The 18161-nt window shown below is 61.2% G+C and carries 17 protein-coding genes; 7 read left to right on the forward strand and 10 right to left on the reverse strand.

The window, feature by feature from the left end:
* Window positions 1-58 precede the first annotated feature (58 nt).
* Complete coding sequence (gene narX / locus ACJ8IM_RS01305; RefSeq protein ID WP_033653664.1) at window positions 59-1843, forward strand: nitrate/nitrite two-component system sensor histidine kinase NarX; 1785 nt, start codon at window positions 59-61, stop codon at window positions 1841-1843.
* Between the two features lie 10 nt (window positions 1844-1853).
* Entirely contained in the window at window positions 1854-2504 is a 651-nt protein-coding gene (gene narL / locus ACJ8IM_RS01310) for a two-component system response regulator NarL (protein WP_016927346.1), read from the forward strand.
* Here narL and ACJ8IM_RS01315 read toward each other — a convergent pair.
* Window positions 2501-4012: a YchO/YchP family invasin gene (locus ACJ8IM_RS01315; protein ID WP_033653663.1), complete on the reverse strand. Its 1512-nt coding sequence runs from the start codon at window positions 4010-4012 to the stop codon at window positions 2501-2503. The genes narL and ACJ8IM_RS01315 overlap by 4 nt on opposite strands.
* 429 nt (window positions 4013-4441) lie before the next feature.
* Between ACJ8IM_RS01315 and ACJ8IM_RS01320 the strand changes: the two genes are divergently transcribed.
* Window positions 4442-5200 (forward strand): prepilin peptidase, encoded by a 759-nt coding sequence (locus tag ACJ8IM_RS01320; RefSeq protein WP_080289901.1) that lies wholly within the window; start codon window positions 4442-4444, stop codon window positions 5198-5200.
* Window positions 5201-5512: 312 nt separating this feature from the next.
* Here the strand turns inward: ACJ8IM_RS01320 and ACJ8IM_RS01325 are convergent, their stop codons facing one another.
* From ACJ8IM_RS01325 to ACJ8IM_RS01350, 6 genes are all read right to left on the reverse strand, one after another.
* The gene (locus tag ACJ8IM_RS01325; protein WP_033653662.1) at window positions 5513-7087 is read right to left on the reverse strand and encodes an ABC transporter substrate-binding protein; all 1575 of its coding nucleotides are present in this window, start codon (window positions 7085-7087) and stop codon (window positions 5513-5515) included.
* A 132-nt stretch (window positions 7088-7219) separates the two neighbouring features.
* Complete coding sequence (locus tag ACJ8IM_RS01330; RefSeq protein WP_033634942.1) at window positions 7220-7891, reverse strand: ABC transporter ATP-binding protein; 672 nt, start codon at window positions 7889-7891, stop codon at window positions 7220-7222.
* Window positions 7888-8730: an ABC transporter ATP-binding protein gene (locus tag ACJ8IM_RS01335; protein WP_033653661.1), complete on the reverse strand. Its 843-nt coding sequence runs from the start codon at window positions 8728-8730 to the stop codon at window positions 7888-7890. Before ACJ8IM_RS01335 ends, ACJ8IM_RS01330 begins: the two co-directional genes overlap by 4 nt.
* Complete coding sequence (locus ACJ8IM_RS01340) at window positions 8720-9589, reverse strand: ABC transporter permease (protein WP_033647740.1); 870 nt, start codon at window positions 9587-9589, stop codon at window positions 8720-8722. The genes ACJ8IM_RS01335 and ACJ8IM_RS01340 overlap by 11 nt, the downstream gene beginning before the upstream one ends.
* On the reverse strand, window positions 9586-10641 hold the full coding sequence (locus ACJ8IM_RS01345; protein ID WP_033653660.1) for an ABC transporter permease: 1056 nt from the start codon (window positions 10639-10641) through the stop codon (window positions 9586-9588). The genes ACJ8IM_RS01340 and ACJ8IM_RS01345 overlap by 4 nt, the downstream gene beginning before the upstream one ends.
* Window positions 10641-12209 (reverse strand): ABC transporter substrate-binding protein, encoded by a 1569-nt coding sequence (locus ACJ8IM_RS01350; RefSeq protein WP_033653659.1) that lies wholly within the window; start codon window positions 12207-12209, stop codon window positions 10641-10643. Before ACJ8IM_RS01350 ends, ACJ8IM_RS01345 begins: the two co-directional genes overlap by 1 nt.
* Before the next feature lie 279 nt (window positions 12210-12488).
* On the opposite strand from ACJ8IM_RS01350, the gene ACJ8IM_RS01355 reads away from it, so the two are divergent.
* Entirely contained in the window at window positions 12489-13136 is a 648-nt protein-coding gene (locus ACJ8IM_RS01355; protein WP_033653658.1) for a hypothetical protein, read from the forward strand.
* Window positions 13126-13317 (forward strand): hypothetical protein, encoded by a 192-nt coding sequence (locus ACJ8IM_RS01360; protein WP_033634949.1) that lies wholly within the window; start codon window positions 13126-13128, stop codon window positions 13315-13317. Before ACJ8IM_RS01355 ends, ACJ8IM_RS01360 begins: the two co-directional genes overlap by 11 nt.
* A 42-nt stretch (window positions 13318-13359) precedes the next feature.
* On the opposite strand, the gene cbl is transcribed toward ACJ8IM_RS01360, so the two are convergent.
* The 3 genes from cbl to chaB all read right to left on the reverse strand — a co-directional run bounded on the left by cbl (window position 13360) and on the right by chaB (window position 15785).
* Entirely contained in the window at window positions 13360-14313 is a 954-nt protein-coding gene (gene cbl / locus ACJ8IM_RS01365; RefSeq protein ID WP_033634950.1) for an HTH-type transcriptional regulator Cbl, read from the reverse strand.
* Window positions 14314-14615: 302 nt separating this feature from the next.
* Window positions 14616-15305: a gamma-glutamylcyclotransferase gene (locus ACJ8IM_RS01370; protein ID WP_060421485.1), complete on the reverse strand. Its 690-nt coding sequence runs from the start codon at window positions 15303-15305 to the stop codon at window positions 14616-14618.
* Between the two features lie 252 nt (window positions 15306-15557).
* The gene (chaB, locus tag ACJ8IM_RS01375) at window positions 15558-15785 is read right to left on the reverse strand and encodes a putative cation transport regulator ChaB (RefSeq protein WP_033647745.1); all 228 of its coding nucleotides are present in this window, start codon (window positions 15783-15785) and stop codon (window positions 15558-15560) included.
* Between the two features lie 130 nt (window positions 15786-15915).
* Between chaB and ACJ8IM_RS01380 the strand changes: the two genes are divergently transcribed.
* Both ACJ8IM_RS01380 and chaA read left to right on the forward strand, forming a co-directional pair.
* Window positions 15916-16734 (forward strand): siderophore-interacting protein, encoded by an 819-nt coding sequence (locus tag ACJ8IM_RS01380; RefSeq protein ID WP_033634954.1) that lies wholly within the window; start codon window positions 15916-15918, stop codon window positions 16732-16734.
* Window positions 16735-17028: 294 nt separating this feature from the next.
* Entirely contained in the window at window positions 17029-18132 is a 1104-nt protein-coding gene (gene chaA / locus ACJ8IM_RS01385) for a sodium-potassium/proton antiporter ChaA (protein ID WP_033647747.1), read from the forward strand.
* The last annotated feature ends 29 nt before the right edge of the window (window positions 18133-18161 follow it).

Below are 18161 nucleotides of genomic sequence, written 5' to 3' on the forward strand. Positions count from 1 at the left end.
CCGTCGCCGCCTTCTCCCCCTGAGTTTCAGCGGCGCCAAATGCCAGGAACCCGCGCTTATGAAACGCCTGTTGGCCCCGCTTTCGATCGTGAATCAGGTCGCCCTGCTGATGTTGCTGTCGGGCATTCTGGGCGTGGCCGGCATGGGGATTTCCGCCTGGATGTCGCAAAGCATTCAGGGCAATGCGCACGCCATCAACAAGGCCGGCTCACTGCGTATGCAAAGCTACCGCTTGCTGGCGCAGGTGCCGCTGGATGAACGGCATGAAGCGTTGATTCGCGAACTGGAGCGCGACGAAAACAGCCCCGACCTGCAGCGCTCGGTGGAGCAGGAAGGGTTGACGCAACCTTTCGACGCCTTGCGCGACTACTGGCAACAGACCCTGCAACCACGCCTGCGCAGCGCGCAGCGCCCGGCCGACGCCGCGCCGCAGGTGGCGCACTTCGTGCAGCTGCTGGATAAGCTGGTGTCGGATATCGACAGGCAAACCGAGCGCCGCCTGCTGATGGTGACGCTGGTGCAGGCCGGTTTCATCGCGCTGACCCTGCTGCTGCTGATCGGCACCACCTGCTACCTGCGCCGCCGATTGCTGCATCCGTGGCGACAGCTGGTGGAAATGGCGTTGGCGGTGGGCCGCGGCGATTTTAGCCGCCGCTTCGCGCAGCGCGGCCACCAGGATGAAATGGCGTCGCTCGGCGGCGCGTTGAACACCATGTCCGACGAACTGTCGGCCACCTACAGCGGGCTGGAGCAGCGCGTGGCCGAGAAGACCGCGGACCTGCAGCAAAAGAATCAGGTGCTGAGCTTCCTTTATCGCGCCAGCCGCCTGCTGCACGCCAGCGAGCCGCTGTGCAGCCGCCTGACGCCGCTGCTCAACCAACTGCAAACCCTGACGCCACTGCGCGCCATTCAGGTGCGGCTGTATGAAAACGACAGCCGGGAACCGCTGCTGCAGCTGAGCAGCAACCAGCCGTTGCGACCGGAGCATTGCCATAATCCGGTGTGCAGCGCCTGTCTGAACGACAGCGACCGCCAGCATCCCGACAATCCGTCGCTGAGCTGGAGCCTGAGCGACAAGCTCGGCGACTACGGCGTGATCGTGGCGCAGCATGCGCCGCAACAGCCGCTGAACGATGAGCACCGCCAGCTGATCAACACCCTGGTAGAGCAGCTAACCAGCGTGCTGGCCATCGAACGTCAGGTCGACCATCAGCAGCAGCTGATGCTGATGGAAGAACGGGCGGCGATCGCCCGCGAGCTGCACGACTCCATCGCCCAATCGCTTTCCTGCCTGAAAATGCAAATCGCCTGCCTGCAGATGCAGGGCGAAACGCTCTCGTCGGCCAGCCAGGCGCTGGTGCAGCAGATGCGCGAAGAGCTGAACGGCGCTTATCGCCAGCTGCGCGAGCTGTTGACCACCTTCCGCCTGCAACTGACCGAACCGGGCCTGCTGGCGGCGCTGCAATCGACGGTGGCGGAGTTCAATCCCAAACTGGGCCTGACCATCAGCCTCGATTACCAACTGGGGCCACGCACGGTACCGGCTTACCAGGCCATTCACCTGCTGCAGATCGCCCGCGAGGCGCTCAGCAACATCCTTAAGCATGCCGCCGCCAGCGAGGTGAGCATTCAGGTCATCAACAAGCGGGGCGAAGTGACCCTGAGCGTATGCGACAACGGACGCGGCCTGCCGGCCGAGACGTCTCGCCCCGACCATTACGGCTTGATCATCATGCGCGATCGCGCCAAGAGCCTGCATGGCCGCTGCGATATTTTACCGCGCAGCGGCGGCGGCACCGAGGTGCGGATCAGCTTCACGCCGGATAACCACGCCATCGACTAACGGAGACACCATGACGACAGAAACCGCCGCCACAATCTTACTGATCGACGACCACCCGATGCTGCGCAACGGCGTAAAACAGCTGATTGGCATGGACGCCCGCCTGCAGGTCATCGCCGAAGCCAGCAACGGTGAGCAAGGGGTCACGCTGGCGGAGCAGCACGATCCGGATCTGATCCTGCTCGACCTGAACATGCCCGGCATCAACGGGCTGGAAACGCTGGATCGCCTGCGCCAGACCGACCTGTCGGGGCGCGTCGTGGTGTTCAGCGTGTCCAACCATGAAGACGACGTCGTCAGCGCGCTCAAACGCGGCGCCGACGGCTATCTGTTGAAAGACATGGAGCCGGAGGATCTGCTGAAGGCGCTGCATCAGGCGGCGGCCGGGCAGATGGTGCTGAGCGAAACGCTGACGCCGATCCTCGCCGCCAGCCTGCGGGAAAACCGCCCCAGCGCCGATCGCGATATTCAGCAATTGACGCCGCGCGAGCGGGATATCCTGAAGCTGATCGCCCAGGGGCTGCCGAACAAACTGATCGCCCGTCGCCTGACCATCACCGAGAGCACCGTCAAGGTGCACGTCAAACACCTGCTGAAAAAGATGAAGCTAAAATCCCGCGTCGAGGCCGCGGTGTGGGTGCTGCAGGGTAAAAACGGTTAATCGCCGCCGTACAGCGGCCCGGTTTGCGCCGGGATCGGCGGCGGCGTCAGGGTTTTGATCGGCAGCAGGCTCGCATCATCACCGGCGGTCGCCGTCAGCGGCGGCGCCACTTTCAGCTCTATCCAGTTGGAGGTCACGCGCTGCTGCTTTTCGTCCTCCAGCGTGACCGACAGCCGGTAGCTGTTGGCGGCGCCCGGCGCGTCGTCCCACGGCGGCACGATCGCCGTCCAGCCCTGCGGATCGTTGGCGTTGTGCGGCGGCGTCAGGCTCAGCGCCTGCGTATCCCCTTGCCAACTGACGTGAGCGATGCCGTTCAACGCCTTGATTTCCAGCACCAGCGGCACGGTTTCCCCGGCCTGCAGACTCCACGGCGGCGTGGCCAGGAACACCTGCAGCGTTTTGCGCTGGCGGAACTCCAGCACCGGCACGTTCTTGCGTTCGATGGGATCGTAGCGGCTGCCGCGCAGCGACTTGGCCTGCGCCACATATTCCGGCGAAATCTGCTTCGCCAGCGGCACCCCGAGCCGATAGCTCAGCGCCAGTTCGACCTGATCCTGGCTCTGCCCGCCCGCGCCAATCTTATGCAGCGCCTTCATCGTCACCAGCGGCACCGGCGTGTAATTGAGCCCCAGCTGCATCGCGCGCGGATCGTTTTGTTTTTTGCCGCTGCCAAACAGATCGACATTATCGCCCAGATACTGCTCATAGCTGAGCGAACCGCCGATCTGGCGATAAAACGGCAGATAGCCTTGCGTCGTGATGTCGTAACCGCGCGCCGGGCGGCTGAAAAACACGCCATCGCCGGGCTGTTGCGCCAGCGCCGACAGCGGGTAGTAATAGTTGGTGGAGAAACGCAGGTAGTCTCCCCAAGCTTCCGCGCCGACGCTGCCGCGGTTGCGCTGCCGGGCGAAATCGCTGTCGAGCGCCGTGTTGTAACCCAGCAGCCAGTCGCCGACGATCCAGCGCTGCCCCAGCGCAAAATTGCCGAGCGCCCCGGCGCTTTGCTGCAGCCAGCCGATCTGGCTGTAGGTCAGCAATCCGTCGACGTCGTACAGCGGGCTGAATAACTGCCCGTTGCTGCCGGTAAAGTCCCCCTCACCGGTCATCTTCAGCGATAGCCGGGCGGTGCCCAGCGGCGACAACAGCTCCTGCGCCTGTTGCTGCAGCGTGTCGGCCGCCTGGCCGAGCAGGTAATCCTCGGCACGGCTGCGCATCTGCTGACGGGAAACGTTATTCAGATCTTTTTCGCCAAACTGCTTGGCCATCTCGGCCCACTGCTTCTCGCGCGCGGCATCGTCGGGCGCACCGCCCAGCTCCGGCAAACTCTCGGCCGGATCCGCGGCTTGCCGTTCGGAAGAAATAACGGCGTCCGGCGCCGGCGGGGATTCAGCGCACACGGGCGCCGCGCCGGCCAGCCACACCAGCGGCCCGGCCAGCCAGGCCGCCCGGCGGCGGCGCCAGAGTCGTTTTTTGATTTTGATGAGTCCAGCCTGAATTTCGTCTTTCATGACACCGTTGGCCTCCCTCCCTCCTGGAGCATGCCAACCCACTGCTTTGCTGCCGCCTTTCCCGCGGCAGATCTGAAAAACCTTACGTCCCGGCCTGTCGGGGCGCCTCTCCCTTAAAGCCTAACGGCTTGACGAGCAGAAACAATAGGATAAACCCCAATCACCTCTCAGTGACGCCGTCACTTACGCCATTGGCCGCTCCATTCCGGCCGCCAGGTGAATTCACACCCTTTTAGCGCCGATTTTGCCGATAAAAAGCGCAGCAACCCACTGCTGCGCGCCACCGCGCATGGCATTGTATCACTCTGCAATACCTAAAGTGGCGATGCGCACGACTGCGCATTTCTCACAATCCACCGCATTTCACTCCGATGAAATACGCATTTTGCCGTTATTTTAAACATCTGTTTCACGACTGACGGAGCCTTGATGTTTCTTTTCTCACTGTGGCACGCGCTGTTTTTTACCGCGCTGCTGTCGGCAGGAATGGTCGCCTTCGCGCTCATCACCCGGCTGGAGCGAACGGCGGCCGTGCGCGCCAGCCCGCCGAGATTGCGCCGCCGCAGCCTGCTGCTGACGGCCTTGGGTGTGGCGTTGGCGACGCTGCCTTTCGTCCCGCCGGCAGCACACCGGCTGTGGTTACCGCCGGCCGCGGCGCTGCTGATCGCCCTGGCCTGGCTGGACTGGCGCCACCGCTGGCTGCCGGACCGGCTGACCCAGCCGCTGCTGTGGGGCGGGCTGTTGTGCAATCTCGACGCTCGCTGGGCGCCGCTGGACGATGCGGTTATCGGCGCCGCCGCCGGCTATGGGGCGTTGTGGCTGCTCAACACGCTTTATCGACAGCTGCGGCGGCGTAACGGCATCGGCCAAGGCGACTTCAAACTGCTGGCGGCGCTGGGCGCCTGGCTCGGTTGGACGATGCTGCCGCTGCTGGTCTGCCTGGCGGCAATGTTCGGATTAGGCATGGCCTTGGCGCGCGGCCTGCGCAACCGTCGCGCCTGGCGAACGCCGCAACCTTTCGGCATCGCCTTGGCGGCCGCCGGCTGGCTGTTGCTCTTGCTGGACACAGGCCAGAACGCGCCGGCGTTGTTCGGTGAGTTCCTCAGCGTCTCGATCAGCCGATTAAGCAATCCGGCCACTTCTGCCGTGCTGGCCGTTGCCGGATTGGCCAGTGGCTGGAAACCATAAAAACTGTTCCGGCGTCACAACCTCACTGGCGGCGAGCCAGGTTGCCGCGCGCTCCACTGAAGCGTTTCCGTTATTGTCCATAATATCTCCTGAGGTGATGTGTCCGCCTCATTGCGGACAACCGCGGTGAAAGACGTAAACAACGCCGCCTTTCAGCGCCAATTTATCAGTGCCATGTGAGCACGTTATGAAATTTCATTTTATTTCACCCTGACAAAACCTCTCACGATTCCAGGTTGCAGCAGCAAGCGATTTCACGCACTGGCGGCCTTTGGCGCGATAGAAAGCTCGGCCAGGCGCGCGGCGTTGGCGCTACTTGCTGACCCGATCCAGATACAGCATGCTGTTGGCGATATCCAACCGGGCACCTTTGACGTTGTCGCGCAATGCCACCAGAGTTTGCCCCTGCAGCGCCACTACATAGGGCGAGCTGGCCTGCAGTTCCCGTTGCAGCGCGGCATAACGTGCGCGGCGCGCGGCGCTGTTGCCCTCTGCGGCCGCGGCACGCGTTTCCGCGCTGATGGCGGGAATGCCCCACTGGGTGCGCCAGGCCAGGGTTTTCGGCCCACCGGGCACGTTGTAGGCAAAGGCGCTGGCGTTGGTGTTCGGATCCAGGTAGTCGGCGCCCCAGTAGGTGAAGATCGCCTGAAAATCGCGGCCGCGCATCTTACCCCACAGGTCGCTCTCCACCACCGGATGGATATCCAGCCGCAGCCCGGCCTGCGCGAAGCTGGCCTGCAGCGCCTGTGCGATGTCAGTGTACGGCGGCTGATTGATGACGATAAGATCGAGGCGCGTACCTTCGGCAATACCGGCATCGCGCAGGATCTGTTTGGCTTTGCCCACGTCGAGCGTAAACGGCCGATCGTCGAGCGCCCCATCCAATCCCTGCGGCAAGAAGGCCTGATGCACGCGATATTGCCCTTTCAGCAGTTGCTCGGCGATGCTTTGATAATCCACCAGCCAGCGCGCCGCCCGCCACAGCGCCGGATTGCCCAGCGCCGGGTTGTCTTTGCTGCCGGTGTTGAAACCGAGGTAATAGACCCGGGGCGCATCGGCCTGCTCGATGCGCACGCCAGACGCGTTGCGCAGCGAGTCGAACTGGTCGGCGCCCAGATCGTAGGCCACGTCGGCATCCCCTTTCAGCAACAGCAAACGGCGGGTGCCGGCGTCGCTGACGTTCTTGAACAACACCGTTTTCAGCCGGGTCGGCGACGGCGCATAGTCGTTGCGGCCAAACAGCAGCGCTTCGTGCGGCACATAGTTGCTCACCCGATACGGGCCGCCGCCGGCGGAATGGCCGCGCAGCCAGGCATTGCCGTAATCCCCCTGCTGCGCGTGCTCGTTCAGCAGCTTTTCATCCACGATCGAGGCCACATTCGCCGTCAGCAGCCGCAACGCCAACTCGCTGCCGATGTTGGCGGGCCAACTGAGTTGCACCTGGTTATCCCCCACCTTCTTCAGCTGCTGCTCAACGTTATCCGGCGTCCAGCCAAACTCACCGAGAATAAACGACGGCGCCTTGTTCAGCTTCACCGCGCGAACCAGCGAGAAAATCACGTCTTCGGGCCGCAGGGGATTGCCGGAAGCGAAGCGCTGCTGCGGTTTCAGGGTAAAGATCAGGCTGTGGCCATCGGCGCCCGCTTGCCAACTGGCGGCGGCGTCCGGCGCCAGCGTTTGCGGCGCACCGCGATCCGGCGCCACCAGGCGCTGATAGAGATTGACCAGATTGGCCGAGCTGACGGTTTCAAAACTCTCAGCCGGATCGAGGCTGATAATGCCCTCCAGCGAACTGACCACCACCAAGGTGTCCTGCGGGGTGGCGGCCTGTACACCGAACGCGGTCGCCAGCGCGCCATACAATAAGGTTGGGATTAACCGTTTCATCGATACACTCTCCACTATCACGCAATTGCGCTGTTTTTCGAGTGTAGGGGGTAAGAATTAACGGAAGAACGACGATAAATTGCTTTATTTATTACCAGGATGGATATGCCCGCCGCGTTGGCGGGCATAGGGTCAAACGATGATGCGGCCGTGCGCCATCGCCACCGAACGATCGCACATGTGGTCAATCACGTCCGCATCGTGGCTGACCAGCACCATCGTCAGATCGCCCGCCTGTTTCAGCTCGTTGAGCAGGTTGAGGATCTCCGCCTGCACCGACATGTCCAACGCCGAGGTCGGTTCATCCAGCAACAGCAGCTTCGGCCGCAGCAACAATGCGCGCACGATCGCCACACGCTGACGCTGGCCGCCCGACAGCTGATGCGGGTAGCGCTCCAGCAGGCGCGGATCCAACCCCACCTGGCGAAAGCCCGCGCTGATTTTACGTTCGATGTCGCTTTCCTGCAGCAGTTTGAGCGGCTCCGACAGCGTACGCAAAAGCCGGTGCTTGGGGTGTAGCGAAGCATAGGGATCCTGAAACACCATCTGCACCTCGCGCCGCAGTTCGCCGGTAAACGCCTGGCCCGGCTGCAGGCGCCGCCCCAGCAACTCAAAGCCGCCCTGCCAGCTGCCATTCAGCCCGGCCAGCACCCACAGCAACGAGGACTTGCCGCAGCCGGAAGGCCCCACCAGCCCGAAACACTCGCCCGGTTCGATGCGCAGGTTAACCTCATGCACCACGGTGCGCAGTTCGTAGCCCTGGCGATGACTGACGCTCAGGTTCTCCAGTGCGATCACGCTCATTTCAACGTCTCCAACAGCGCGCGATCCAGCACCGGCAGCGGTTTGCCGCGCGTCTCGCGGCTCGGCCGGCACGCCCACAGCGTGCGGGTATAAGGATGCGTGGCCTGCGCCAGCTCTGCTGCCGGCAGCTGATCCAACAGCTCGCCTTTGTACATCACCAGCACCCGCTCGCAGTGGTGCGCCACCTGCTGCAAATCGTGGCTGATCAGGATCAGCCCCATATTGCGTTGCGCCACCAGGTTTTCTATCAGCTGCAGCACCTGATCGCGCATCTGGTGATCCAGCGCCGAAGTCGGTTCGTCGGCAATCAACAGCTGCGGATCGTTGATCAACGCAATGGCCAGCATCACCCGCTGCCCCATGCCGCCGGAGAGCTGATGCGGATAGCGGCGGCACAGCGCAGCCGGATCGGGCAAGCCCACCGCCGCCAGCATCTCCAGCACTTTTTCACGCCGCTCGGCGCGGCTCAGCTTCGCATGCAGCACCAGCGGCTCCTCCACCTGACGGCCGATCGGCTGATTGGGATTCAGCGCATGCTTGGGATCTTGCATCACCATCGCCACCCGGTCGCCGCGCAGCCGGCTCCACTGGCGCTCGCTCAGGCGCGTCAAGTCTTCATCGCCCAGCGTCAGACGCTGCGCCTGCAGCTGCAACGGCGGCGGCAATAGCCCCATCAGCGCACGCGCGGTCAACGATTTGCCGGAGCCGGACTCACCGACCAGCGCCAGCCGCTCCCGCCCCATGCTGAAGGAAATATGCTTCACCAGCGCCACCGGCTGTGGCCCCGGCACGCCGATCGCCAACCGTTCGACGGTCAATAAGGTGTTATCAGTGCCCATGACGAGGATCCATTTTGTCGCGCAGGCCATCGCCCAGCAGGTTAAACGCCAGGCTGGCGAACAGGATCGCCCCGCCCGGCGCGGCGGCGACCCACCATTGGTCGAAAATCACTTTACTGCCTTCGGCCACCATCGAGCCCCATTCGGCGGTCGGCGGCGCGACGCCCATGCCGAGGAACCCTAGACCGGCGGCGGACAGGATGATGCCGCCCAGGCTGAGCGCTGCGCGCACCACCGCGCTCGGCAGGCATAAAGGCAAAATATGGCCGACCATCAGCCGCAGCCCGTTGATGCCCTGCATGCGCGCCGCCGCCAGGTAATCGCTGCGGCGCAGCGCCAGGGTTTCGGCCCGCGCCTGGCGGGCAAAGGCCGGCCAGCTGGTCAATGCCAGCGCCAGCGCGCCGTTCATCAGCCCCGGCCCCATGACCGCCACAAACGCCAGCGCGATCACCAGGCTCGGCAGCGACAGAAAAATGTCGGTCAGGCGCATCAAAATGCGCTCTACCCAGCCGCCGAGGTAACCGGCGCCAATGCCGACCAGCAGGCCGATGGGAATGGTCAACACCAGAATCAGCGACACCAGAATCAGCGTCGGCCGCGCGCCGTAAATCACGCGGGAGAGCAAGTCGCGGCCAAAACCGTCGGTGCCCAGCCAATGTGCGGCGGAAGGCGGCAGTAACCGCAGCTCGATATGCTGCAGATTGGGATCGAAAGGCGCCAGCCACGGGGCCAGCAGCGCGGTGACGATCAGAATCGCCACCAGCGCCGCGCCCAGCGTCAGCGTGGTCAGGCGCCGGCCACGGCGGTAACCGACGGCCGGCTCGCTTTGCGGTTCGTGTTCAGAGAGATATTGGCTCATCGGGTTCGCGGATCCACTAAATAGGTCAAGGCGTCGGCCAGCGCATTCAACAGCACGAAACAGGTGCCGATCAGCAGCGTGGCACCGAGGATCGCCGGCGTATCGGCGGCAAACAGCGCCGAGGTCAGGTAACGCCCGACGCCGGGCCAGGCGAACACCGTTTCGGTCAATACCGCCCCCTCCAGCAGGCTGGCGTAGGAGAGAGACAGTACGGTGATCAGCGTGCCCAGCACGTTGGGAAACACATGGCGCAGCAGAATGCGCAGGCGGCCGGCCCCCTTGGAACGCGCCAGCGTCACGTATTCCTTGTTGCACTCTTCCAGCATCGCCGCCCGCAGCAACCGAGTAATGCCCGCCATCGACAACAGCGCCAACGCCACTACCGGCAACCACAGGTGGCCGATGGCGTTGTAGAACATGTCGCGATCGCCGGACAACCAGCTGTCGAGCAACACGAAACCGCTGCGCGGCTCCATGCTGTACAGGTAGATGTCGTCCAGCCGCCCCGGCCCCGCCGACCAGTGCAGCGTGGCGTAGAACAGCAGCAGCCCGAGCAGGCTCAGCCAGAAAATCGGCACCGAATAACCGATCAGCGACAGCAAACGCGCCGCGTTATCCAGCCAGCTGCCCGGTTTGAGCACCGCCAGAAATGCCAGCGTAATGCCGCCGAGGGCGCCGAGGATAATGGCGCAGGTGGCCAGCTCCACCGTCGCCGGGAAGGTACGCAACAAATCGCTCAACACCGGCTGGGCGGTGATGCGCGAAATACCCAAATCGCCGTGCGCCAGGTGCACCAGATAACGCCAAAACTGCACCGGCAACGGCTGATCCAACCCCAACTCATGCCGCACCTGTGCGTAGGTGGCTTCGCTGGCATGATCGCCCGCCACCTGCAGCGCCGGATCGATCGGCGCCAGATGCGACAGCATGAAGGTGAACAGCAGCAGGCCAAGCAACGTCAACGCCAGCGACAGCGCGCCGCCGAGCAGCCGCCCGCCCCAGCGCCAATACCGCCGGGCCGCCCCGGCGGAGGCGGACAGTTCAGCGGCCATTACTTGCTGACCTTGCTGTAGAACACCATGTCAGGGTTGATGCCCTGCACATAGCCCTTGAGGTTGTCGCGCACCGCAATCAGGCTGCGCGCCTGCAGGCCGATGACGAACGGCGAGCTTTGCTGCACCTGTTTTTGCAGTTGCTGGTAGTCGGCCACCCGTTTGGCGGTGTCGTTTTCCGCGGTGGCGGCCAGCGTCAGCTTGCTCAGCGCCGGGATCTGCCAGTTGGCGCGCCAGGCCAGCGTCTTGCTGCCGTCTTCCGGGTTGTAGGCGAAGGCTGCGGCGTTGGTGTTAGGGTCGAAATAATCCGGCCCCCAGGAAGTCAGCGTCGCATCGTAGTTAAGCGTTTTCACCTTGGTGGAGACCTGCGAGCTGATGCCCGGCACCAGTTCCACCTTCACGCCGCCCTGGGCAAAACTGGCCTGCAACGCCTGGGCGATATCCAGGTACGGCGGCTGGTTGTTGACGTCCAGACGGAAACTGACGTTGCTGAGCCCCGCTTTGGCCAGTATTTCTTTGGCTTTTTGCGGATTGAAGCTGTACGGCTGATCCTTGAGCGCACCCAGATAACCGTCCGGCAGGAATGCCTGATGGCTCTGGAACTGCCCTTTCAGCAGATCGTCGGCGATGCCTTGGTAATCGAACAGCCAGCGCGCCGCCTCCCAGAACGCCGGATTGCCGAGCGCCGACGACGCCTTGGCGTTGAACTGCAGGAAATAAAGCGAGGCGTAAGGAATGGCCAACGGTTTGACGCCCGGCTTGCCCTTCAGGGCCGCCATCTGGTCTGCCCCCAGGTTGCGCGCGATATCGGCATCGCCCTGCTCGATCAGCAAACGGCGCGCGGCCGGATCGGGCACGTTTTTGATCAGGATGGTTTTCAGCGTCGGCGCCCCTTCCGGCGAGCCTGGGTTGGCGTCCAGCACCACCACCTCGTGTGGCACATAGGTGCGGATTTTGTAAGGGCCGCTGCCGGCGGAGTGGCTGTTCAACCATTGGTGCCCCAGATCGTCGCCCTGCTGGTGCGCCAGCGCCTCTTTGGCGTCGACGATCGACGATACCGGCGCCGACAGCAGGCTGAGCACGAAGGCCGGGCTGACGTTTTCACTCCAGCTGATTTTTACCTGGTGGTCATCCACCTTGCTCAGGTGTTGCTCCACGTTCTTCGCGTTCCAACCCAGCTGCGTCAGGATAAACGACGGCTCCAGATTCAGTTTTACCACCCGTGAAAGCGAGAAGATCACGTCTTCCGGCCGCAGCGGATTGCCGCTGGCGAACCTGGCGTCCGGGCGCAGGCTGAAAGTCAGGCTGCGATTGTCGGCGCCGGCCTGCCAGCTGCTGGCCAGGGTTGGCTTGAGATCGATAGGGTTGTGCGGATCGGACTGGATCAGACGCTGATACAGGCTGTTGAACGACTGCACCGTGGTTAACTCAAATCCCTGGGCCGGGTCAAAGCTGACCACGTCATCGATAGACTGCGCGATCACCAGCGTGTTGGCCGGCGTCGCCGCCTGCGCGTTAACGCTGGCCGCCACGGCTAAAAACAGCAAAGAAGGAACGAGCGCTTTCATCTGAAACTCTCCAAGCGGATGGAATTTATAATAATTTCGCGAGTGTATGCGAGCACGATCGGCAGCTGAAGGTACTTAAATCACTATAGATATTCTTTTTATGTATATAGATGGGATTTTGATTATTAGAGAGAGTATTGCACGCCAGATCGCACTCTCGCGGCAGCTGGCCGCAATGGATAACTGTCTTTGCGGCGCAGTTCGCAGCGGTGAAACGCGGGGTTTGAGTCTGTTTCATTGGGTGATTAACGTGAGCTCGGTCACCCAAGGGACGGGAAAATGGAAAACCATCCATCAGAAAATGGCGTCTCACACCGGCATGAGAGAGCGATAGAGCAAACGCTGGCAGACATGAACAGCGTCCTGCTTGAGTCGGATCTGTTTATGACTCGTCTGACGGTACAAGACCGGCGCTGGCAAAAAGGCAGAAAAAACGGGCATACGTTAAATTGGCGCTCTCTTTTTAAATATCATGCCCAAACGCCGATGAGTTTCGCTTTCGTCTATCGGCAAATGGCCAGCCCGCTGAGCCGCGCCGGCTTTTGCCTGTGCCGTTATCTCCAGGCAGAGAACGTTATCGAACTTGTCGCGTTGGAGAATTTCTCCCTGCGTGAAGCGCAACATCCACTGAAAGGCAATATGCTGCGCAACTGCTTGCAGGTACTGTATCTGTATGGCCTGAACCTGCAAGAGCAGAGGCTGACGCCGGTGCCTCCGCCGGACATACTTATCAGCCACGCAATCAATCACCGCGTGTTGGCGCTGTATACTCGTCAGGCCGGCTTTGAGGTGATACCCGGGACCATGACATGTAAAACCAGCTTCAACGCACTGAAAAAGTACATACAATCGCTGGAAAAGTACGGGGCCAAATGTGATAAGGTGCGTATAAATAACGAGCAGAAAGGAAGCCAAAATGGAAAATAAGGATCTGACCGACCCTACGCTCTCCATTCAAGAGCAAAAACGCATCGCCATCGAGATTTTGCGCCAACACCATCGCTGGGAGATGGCCAACCCACGTCCGCCTGAAGAACTCCCGGAATGGGAAGCCATCGGCCCGTTCAGAAAAAGTAAACGTCACCTGATCGAACGTACCGACGACTAATCCCCCTTCCCCGTGGCAATCCGGCGGGGCCCAGCTGTCCGATTAAATCTGGTAGTCAATCACCGCATCCAGCTGCGACGAGAAAACCTTGTCCTTGATTTCGGTCAGCGACAGCGTCGGGTTGCACAGTTGGATAAAGCGCCAGGCATAGTTGCGCTGCAGCTGGCTGCGCTTGAGGCCCAGCCATACCGTATTGGGTTCAAACAGGTGCTCGGCGTTGAGGCTCACCAACCCGCGATCGCGCTCTTTTTCATACGACATGTCCGCCAGCACGCCCACGCCCAATCCCAGTTCGACGTAGGTTTTAATTACGTCGGAATCCTGCGCGCTGAGCGCGATGTCCGGCGTCAGGCCCGCCGCTTTGAACGCCGCATCCAGCTTCGCGCGCCCGGTAATGCCCTGGCGGTAAGTGATCAGCGGCAAGGTGCTGAGCATCTCCAGCGTCACCTGCGGCTGGCGCGTCAATTCGTGCCCTTCCGGCACCAAAATGGTGTGATGCCAGCGGTAGTACGGGAACGCCGCCAGCGACTCGTCGCTCATCAGCCGCTCGCTGGCGATGCCGATATCGGCTTCGCCGGCGGCCAGCATCGAGACGATCTCTTCGGGGCTGCCCTGATTGAGCACCACCCGCACCCGTGGATAAAGCGCGCGAAACTCTTTGATTACTCCCGGCAGGCTGTAGCGCGCCTGGGTGTGCGTCGTCGCGATATGCAGCTGCCCCGAATCGTTGCTGCTGAAGACGTCCGCCAGGCGACGGATGTTGTTGGCGTCGTTGAGAATGCGTTCCGCCACCACCAGCAGCTCTTTGCCGGGCTCGGTCATGCCCAACAGCCGTTTGCCGCGGCGAATGAATATTTCGATGCCCAGCTCTTCTTCCAGCTCGCGAATATGCCGGCTGACGCCGGACTGCGAAGTAAATAAGGTATTGGCGACCTCGGTCAGGTTGTAGTTGCAGCGCGCCGATTCGCGAATAATTTTTAATTGTTGAAAGTTCATCCCCGTCTCCCTGTTTCTTGCGGTAGCGTCTGCCATATTGATACGGAGTCCTGCGGGGCTGAACAAATAAGAAATAGCCTTTAGTTATGCAATTTAATACTAAGTGAATTATTTATCGTGACTCTCGGGGTGTGAAGACGGAGGAAAATGATGAATGGCTTTAAAAATAACGAGATAAATAACCACACAAAGAGACAGGCTTAAATAATCATGCAGAATAAAGTTATTAAATAGAGGTATTAGATATATGAAAAAGGGCTCCGCACGCTGAGCCCTTTACTGTCTGCCGCCCCGCCAACGCCTCAGGCCGTGGCCCCGAAAGCGCCGGGGCGGTTCTGCTGCAACCATTGCTGCACGTAACGCACCAGATCGCCGATGCAATCATCCTGCATGCCGTGGTGCTTCAGCTCGTTATCCAGCGCAAACAGGTATTGCGCGTTGGTGCCCAGCGGGCCGCTGGCGCTGGCGATCAATGGCGCGATCACCTGGTGGCTGGTGTCTGCTTCAAACAGCGGATGCTGCGGGTTCATCACGAACACCAGCGCCGTGACGGCCTCATCGCCCTCCAGCTGCAGCTCACACCAGGTCGGCACGTAGCAATCGGTGATCATCTCGCGCTTCCACAGCAGCTCCAGCTCTTCGCGCAGCTTGCTCTCCGGCAGACGAAACGCCAATCCGGTGGTCTGGCCGCCCTCTTTCAGCGCCAGCATGCGCCCCGGCTGATGAAGCGTGCCGCGCCCGGCGGTCAAACGCATGCAGAACGCCCGATGCCAGCCCTGCAGTATGGCTGGCCGCACTTCTTCCGATTCGAAAACCGGATTCCACATCAGCGAACCGTAACCGAATACCCATACCGGGCTGTGATCCGGCCGGCGCGATAATGTGCACGCCAACGAGGCTGCGCGCTGTTCAGGCGTCAGCAACAGCGACTCCTCAATAGCGCCAAAGGCGGTTTTGCAATCCGCTTTTTGCAGAAAATCTCGCGTTAACACTGTTACAACCTCCCGGGAATACGATTTCTCGTCCTCCCTCGCCACTACTGAACCTTTGCAATTTTATTTTTTAGTGCGGAATTTTATTAATTCAATAACCGCTCCGATTAATAATGACCATATTCTTTTCCCGCCGCGCAATCAAGTTGCAAAGCGGCGTTAACGTGGAAAAATATTTGTACTGAGCAGCAATAATATTAATTGCCGAGGTCAGCATAACGTCTGCGCGATTTTTACCGGGCATGAAAGGCGTTACTTTTTGTGCCAGCGCTCATCGTCACCCTTGCGATAGCTTTGTTTGACCGCTGCCCAGGCCACCTTGTGCGCCGTCTCTTCCCGGCCGGCGTCACCGCGTCGATCTTCAGGATCCCGATATTGTTGCCAGGCGCTGTTGAACGCTTCTTTATAAATCGCCTGCGCATGGGCCGGCAGCACATGCTTCACATTGTCCGGCAAGTCGTTCGTGTCTTGGTATGGCATCACGTCCTCCCGTGCGTATTGCGTGAGCCTTAAGCCTAGCTCACAGGCGATTGCGCCTCAATGAGCAAACAATTCTCATTATCAAACGGCATGGTATACTCACCGCCAAACGAACTATAAGGAGATCCCCGTGACTACCGAAGCCCCTCGCTCACGCGCCCCCTACCTGATCGCCGTCAGCGCCGTGCAGGACATTACGCCGCACCTGCGCCGCATCACCTTTACCGCGCCCGATCTGCGCTACTACCCGGCCAACGCCGCCGCTGCGCACATCAAAGTCTTTTTGCCGCTCGCCGACCAAACTCAGCCGGATCTGCCGACGCTGACCGAAAACGGCCCGCGCTGGGCCGCGGACGCCGTGCGCCCGATCGTGCGCACCTATTCTATTCGCGCCGTGCGCCCGGAACAGGCGGAAGTGGACATCGAATTTGCGATTCACGATCACCGAGGCCCAGCGGTCGACTTTGCGCGCCAGGCGAAAATCGGCGATAAAATCGGTATCAGCAACCCGGGCGGCCCCAAACCGATGCTGCCGGCGGCCGATTTCTACTGCCTGGCGGGCGATCCTTCCTCGCTGCCTGCGCTGGCCGCGCTGCTGGAAAACCTGCCGCCGCACAGCGCCGGGCGCGCTTTCGTCCGCGTCGACAGCACCGCTGACATGATTGACCTGAAAAAACCCGCTGATGTTGAAGTCAATTGGATCGTCGGCGGCACGGAGAAAACCGACGAACTTATCGCTCAGTTCCGCGCACAGTCCCTGCCGCAGGGCGAAGCGCACTTCTGGCTCGCCGGTGAAGATCGCCTGGTGGTGGGGTTGCGCCGCTACCTGCGCCGTGAACGCCAATGCGATCGCAATCGTCTTTATGCCGTACCTTACTGGCGTGAGGGGCTAAATGAAGAGGGTTACCACAATAAACGGCATGAAATCATGGATAATATTGATGACTGACGGTCTCGTTTTCCTTGATTAACCAAGCGGTAAATGAGTAAACACGACTTTTCTCAAATCTAACGTTAAAAATTGGCGTTACTGCGTAAAAGTAAGTAAATAAAACCGCACCCCGTGCGGTTTTTTTGCTACCCTGATCACATAAAGCAAGCAATTGCTTTCTCAGATAAAAACAACATCACACCGGCGCCGCGGGTGTATCCTAATATAAAATACCTACTGGAAACGCAGAGTTGCCGTGCCACGGCGACCGGCGCCGACGGGCTACGCTGTTTGAGAAGGAGTGCCACCCTCATGAAGTCGCAACACGATCCTGGCCGATCCACCAAATCTCGCCACACCGAATACTCGCTGATCTTTCCCATCGCCGCGCTGGTGGTGTTGAACCTGTGGAGCAGCACCGCTAACTTTCCGCTGATCGTCGGCATCAATATTCTCGCGCTGGTGGGGATCCTCAGCAGCGCCTTCAGCGTGGTGCGCCACGCCGACGTGCTGGCTCACCGGTTGGGCGAACCCTACGGCTCGCTGATCCTCAGCCTGTCGGTGGTGATCCTCGAGGTCAGCCTGATCTCGGCGCTGATGGCCACCGGCGACGCCGCGCCGGCGCTGATGCGCGACACGCTGTACTCCATCATCATGATCGTTTCCGCCGGCCTGGTCGGCTTCGCGCTGCTGCTCGGCGGGCGCAAATTCGCCACCCAGTACGTCAATCTGGGCGGCATCAAACAGTACCTGATGGCGATTTTCCCGCTGGCGGTGATTGTGCTGGTATTCCCGAGCGCGCTGCCGGGCGGCAACTTCAGCACCGGGCAAGCGCTGTTGGTAGCGCTGATCTCCGCCGCCATGTATGGCGTGTTCCTGGTGATCCAGACCAAAACCCACCAGAGCCTGTTCGTGTACGAGCATGAAGACGACGACGGCGACCCGCATCACGGCAAGCCTTCTTCCCACAGCAGCGCCTGGCATGCCGCCTGGCTCATCGTGCACCTGATCGCGGTTATCGCCGTCACCAAGTTCAACGCCAATCCGCTGGAAGGTCTGTTGACCAAAATGAACGCGCCGGCGCAGTTCACCGGTTTCCTGGTGGCGCTGCTGATCCTGTCGCCTGAAGGGCTGGGCGCGCTGCGCGCCGTGTTGAACAATCAGGTGCAACGCGCCATGAACCTGTTCTTCGGCTCGGTGCTGGCGACCATCTCCCTGACCGTGCCGGCGGTCACCATCATCGCCACCCTGACCGGGCAGACGCTGATCTTCGGCCTGCAAACGCCGCATATCGTGGTGATGCTGACGGTGTTGCTGCTGTGCCAGCTGTCGTTCTCGACCGGCCGCACCAACGTGCTGAACGGCACCGCCCACCTGGCGCTGTTCGCCGCCTACATGATGACTATCTTCGCCTGATCAAAAAGGGGCGCACACCGTGCGCCCCC

Origin of the sequence: Serratia sp. CY33525 (assembly GCF_052169115.1) — a bacterium.
Lineage (GTDB): Bacteria > Pseudomonadota > Gammaproteobacteria > Enterobacterales > Enterobacteriaceae > Serratia > Serratia sarumanii.

Excerpts from the sequence above, each read along its gene's own strand:
- cbl (WP_033634950.1), bottom strand. The coding sequence starts at position 14,313 with ATGAACTTTCAACAATTAAAAATTATTCGCGAATCGGCGCGCTGCAAC.
- ACJ8IM_RS01315 (WP_033653663.1), bottom strand. The coding sequence starts at position 4,012 with ATGAAAGACGAAATTCAGGCTGGACTCATCAAAATCAAAAAACGACTC.
- ACJ8IM_RS01340 (WP_033647740.1), bottom strand. The coding sequence starts at position 9,589 with ATGAGCCAATATCTCTCTGAACACGAACCGCAAAGCGAGCCGGCCGTC.
- chaA (WP_033647747.1), top strand. The coding sequence starts at position 17,029 with ATGAAGTCGCAACACGATCCTGGCCGATCCACCAAATCTCGCCACACC.
- ACJ8IM_RS01325 (WP_033653662.1), bottom strand. The coding sequence starts at position 7,087 with ATGAAACGGTTAATCCCAACCTTATTGTATGGCGCGCTGGCGACCGCG.
- ACJ8IM_RS01335 (WP_033653661.1), bottom strand. The coding sequence starts at position 8,730 with ATGGGCACTGATAACACCTTATTGACCGTCGAACGGTTGGCGATCGGC.
- narL (WP_016927346.1), top strand. The coding sequence starts at position 1,854 with ATGACGACAGAAACCGCCGCCACAATCTTACTGATCGACGACCACCCG.
- chaB (WP_033647745.1), bottom strand. The coding sequence starts at position 15,785 with ATGCCATACCAAGACACGAACGACTTGCCGGACAATGTGAAGCATGTG.
- ACJ8IM_RS01330 (WP_033634942.1), bottom strand. The coding sequence starts at position 7,891 with ATGAGCGTGATCGCACTGGAGAACCTGAGCGTCAGTCATCGCCAGGGC.
- narX (WP_033653664.1), top strand. The coding sequence starts at position 59 with ATGAAACGCCTGTTGGCCCCGCTTTCGATCGTGAATCAGGTCGCCCTG.
- ACJ8IM_RS01350 (WP_033653659.1), bottom strand. The coding sequence starts at position 12,209 with ATGAAAGCGCTCGTTCCTTCTTTGCTGTTTTTAGCCGTGGCGGCCAGC.
- ACJ8IM_RS01320 (WP_080289901.1), top strand. The coding sequence starts at position 4,442 with ATGTTTCTTTTCTCACTGTGGCACGCGCTGTTTTTTACCGCGCTGCTG.
- ACJ8IM_RS01360 (WP_033634949.1), top strand. The coding sequence starts at position 13,126 with ATGGAAAATAAGGATCTGACCGACCCTACGCTCTCCATTCAAGAGCAA.
- ACJ8IM_RS01355 (WP_033653658.1), top strand. The coding sequence starts at position 12,489 with ATGGAAAACCATCCATCAGAAAATGGCGTCTCACACCGGCATGAGAGA.
- ACJ8IM_RS01345 (WP_033653660.1), bottom strand. The coding sequence starts at position 10,641 with ATGGCCGCTGAACTGTCCGCCTCCGCCGGGGCGGCCCGGCGGTATTGG.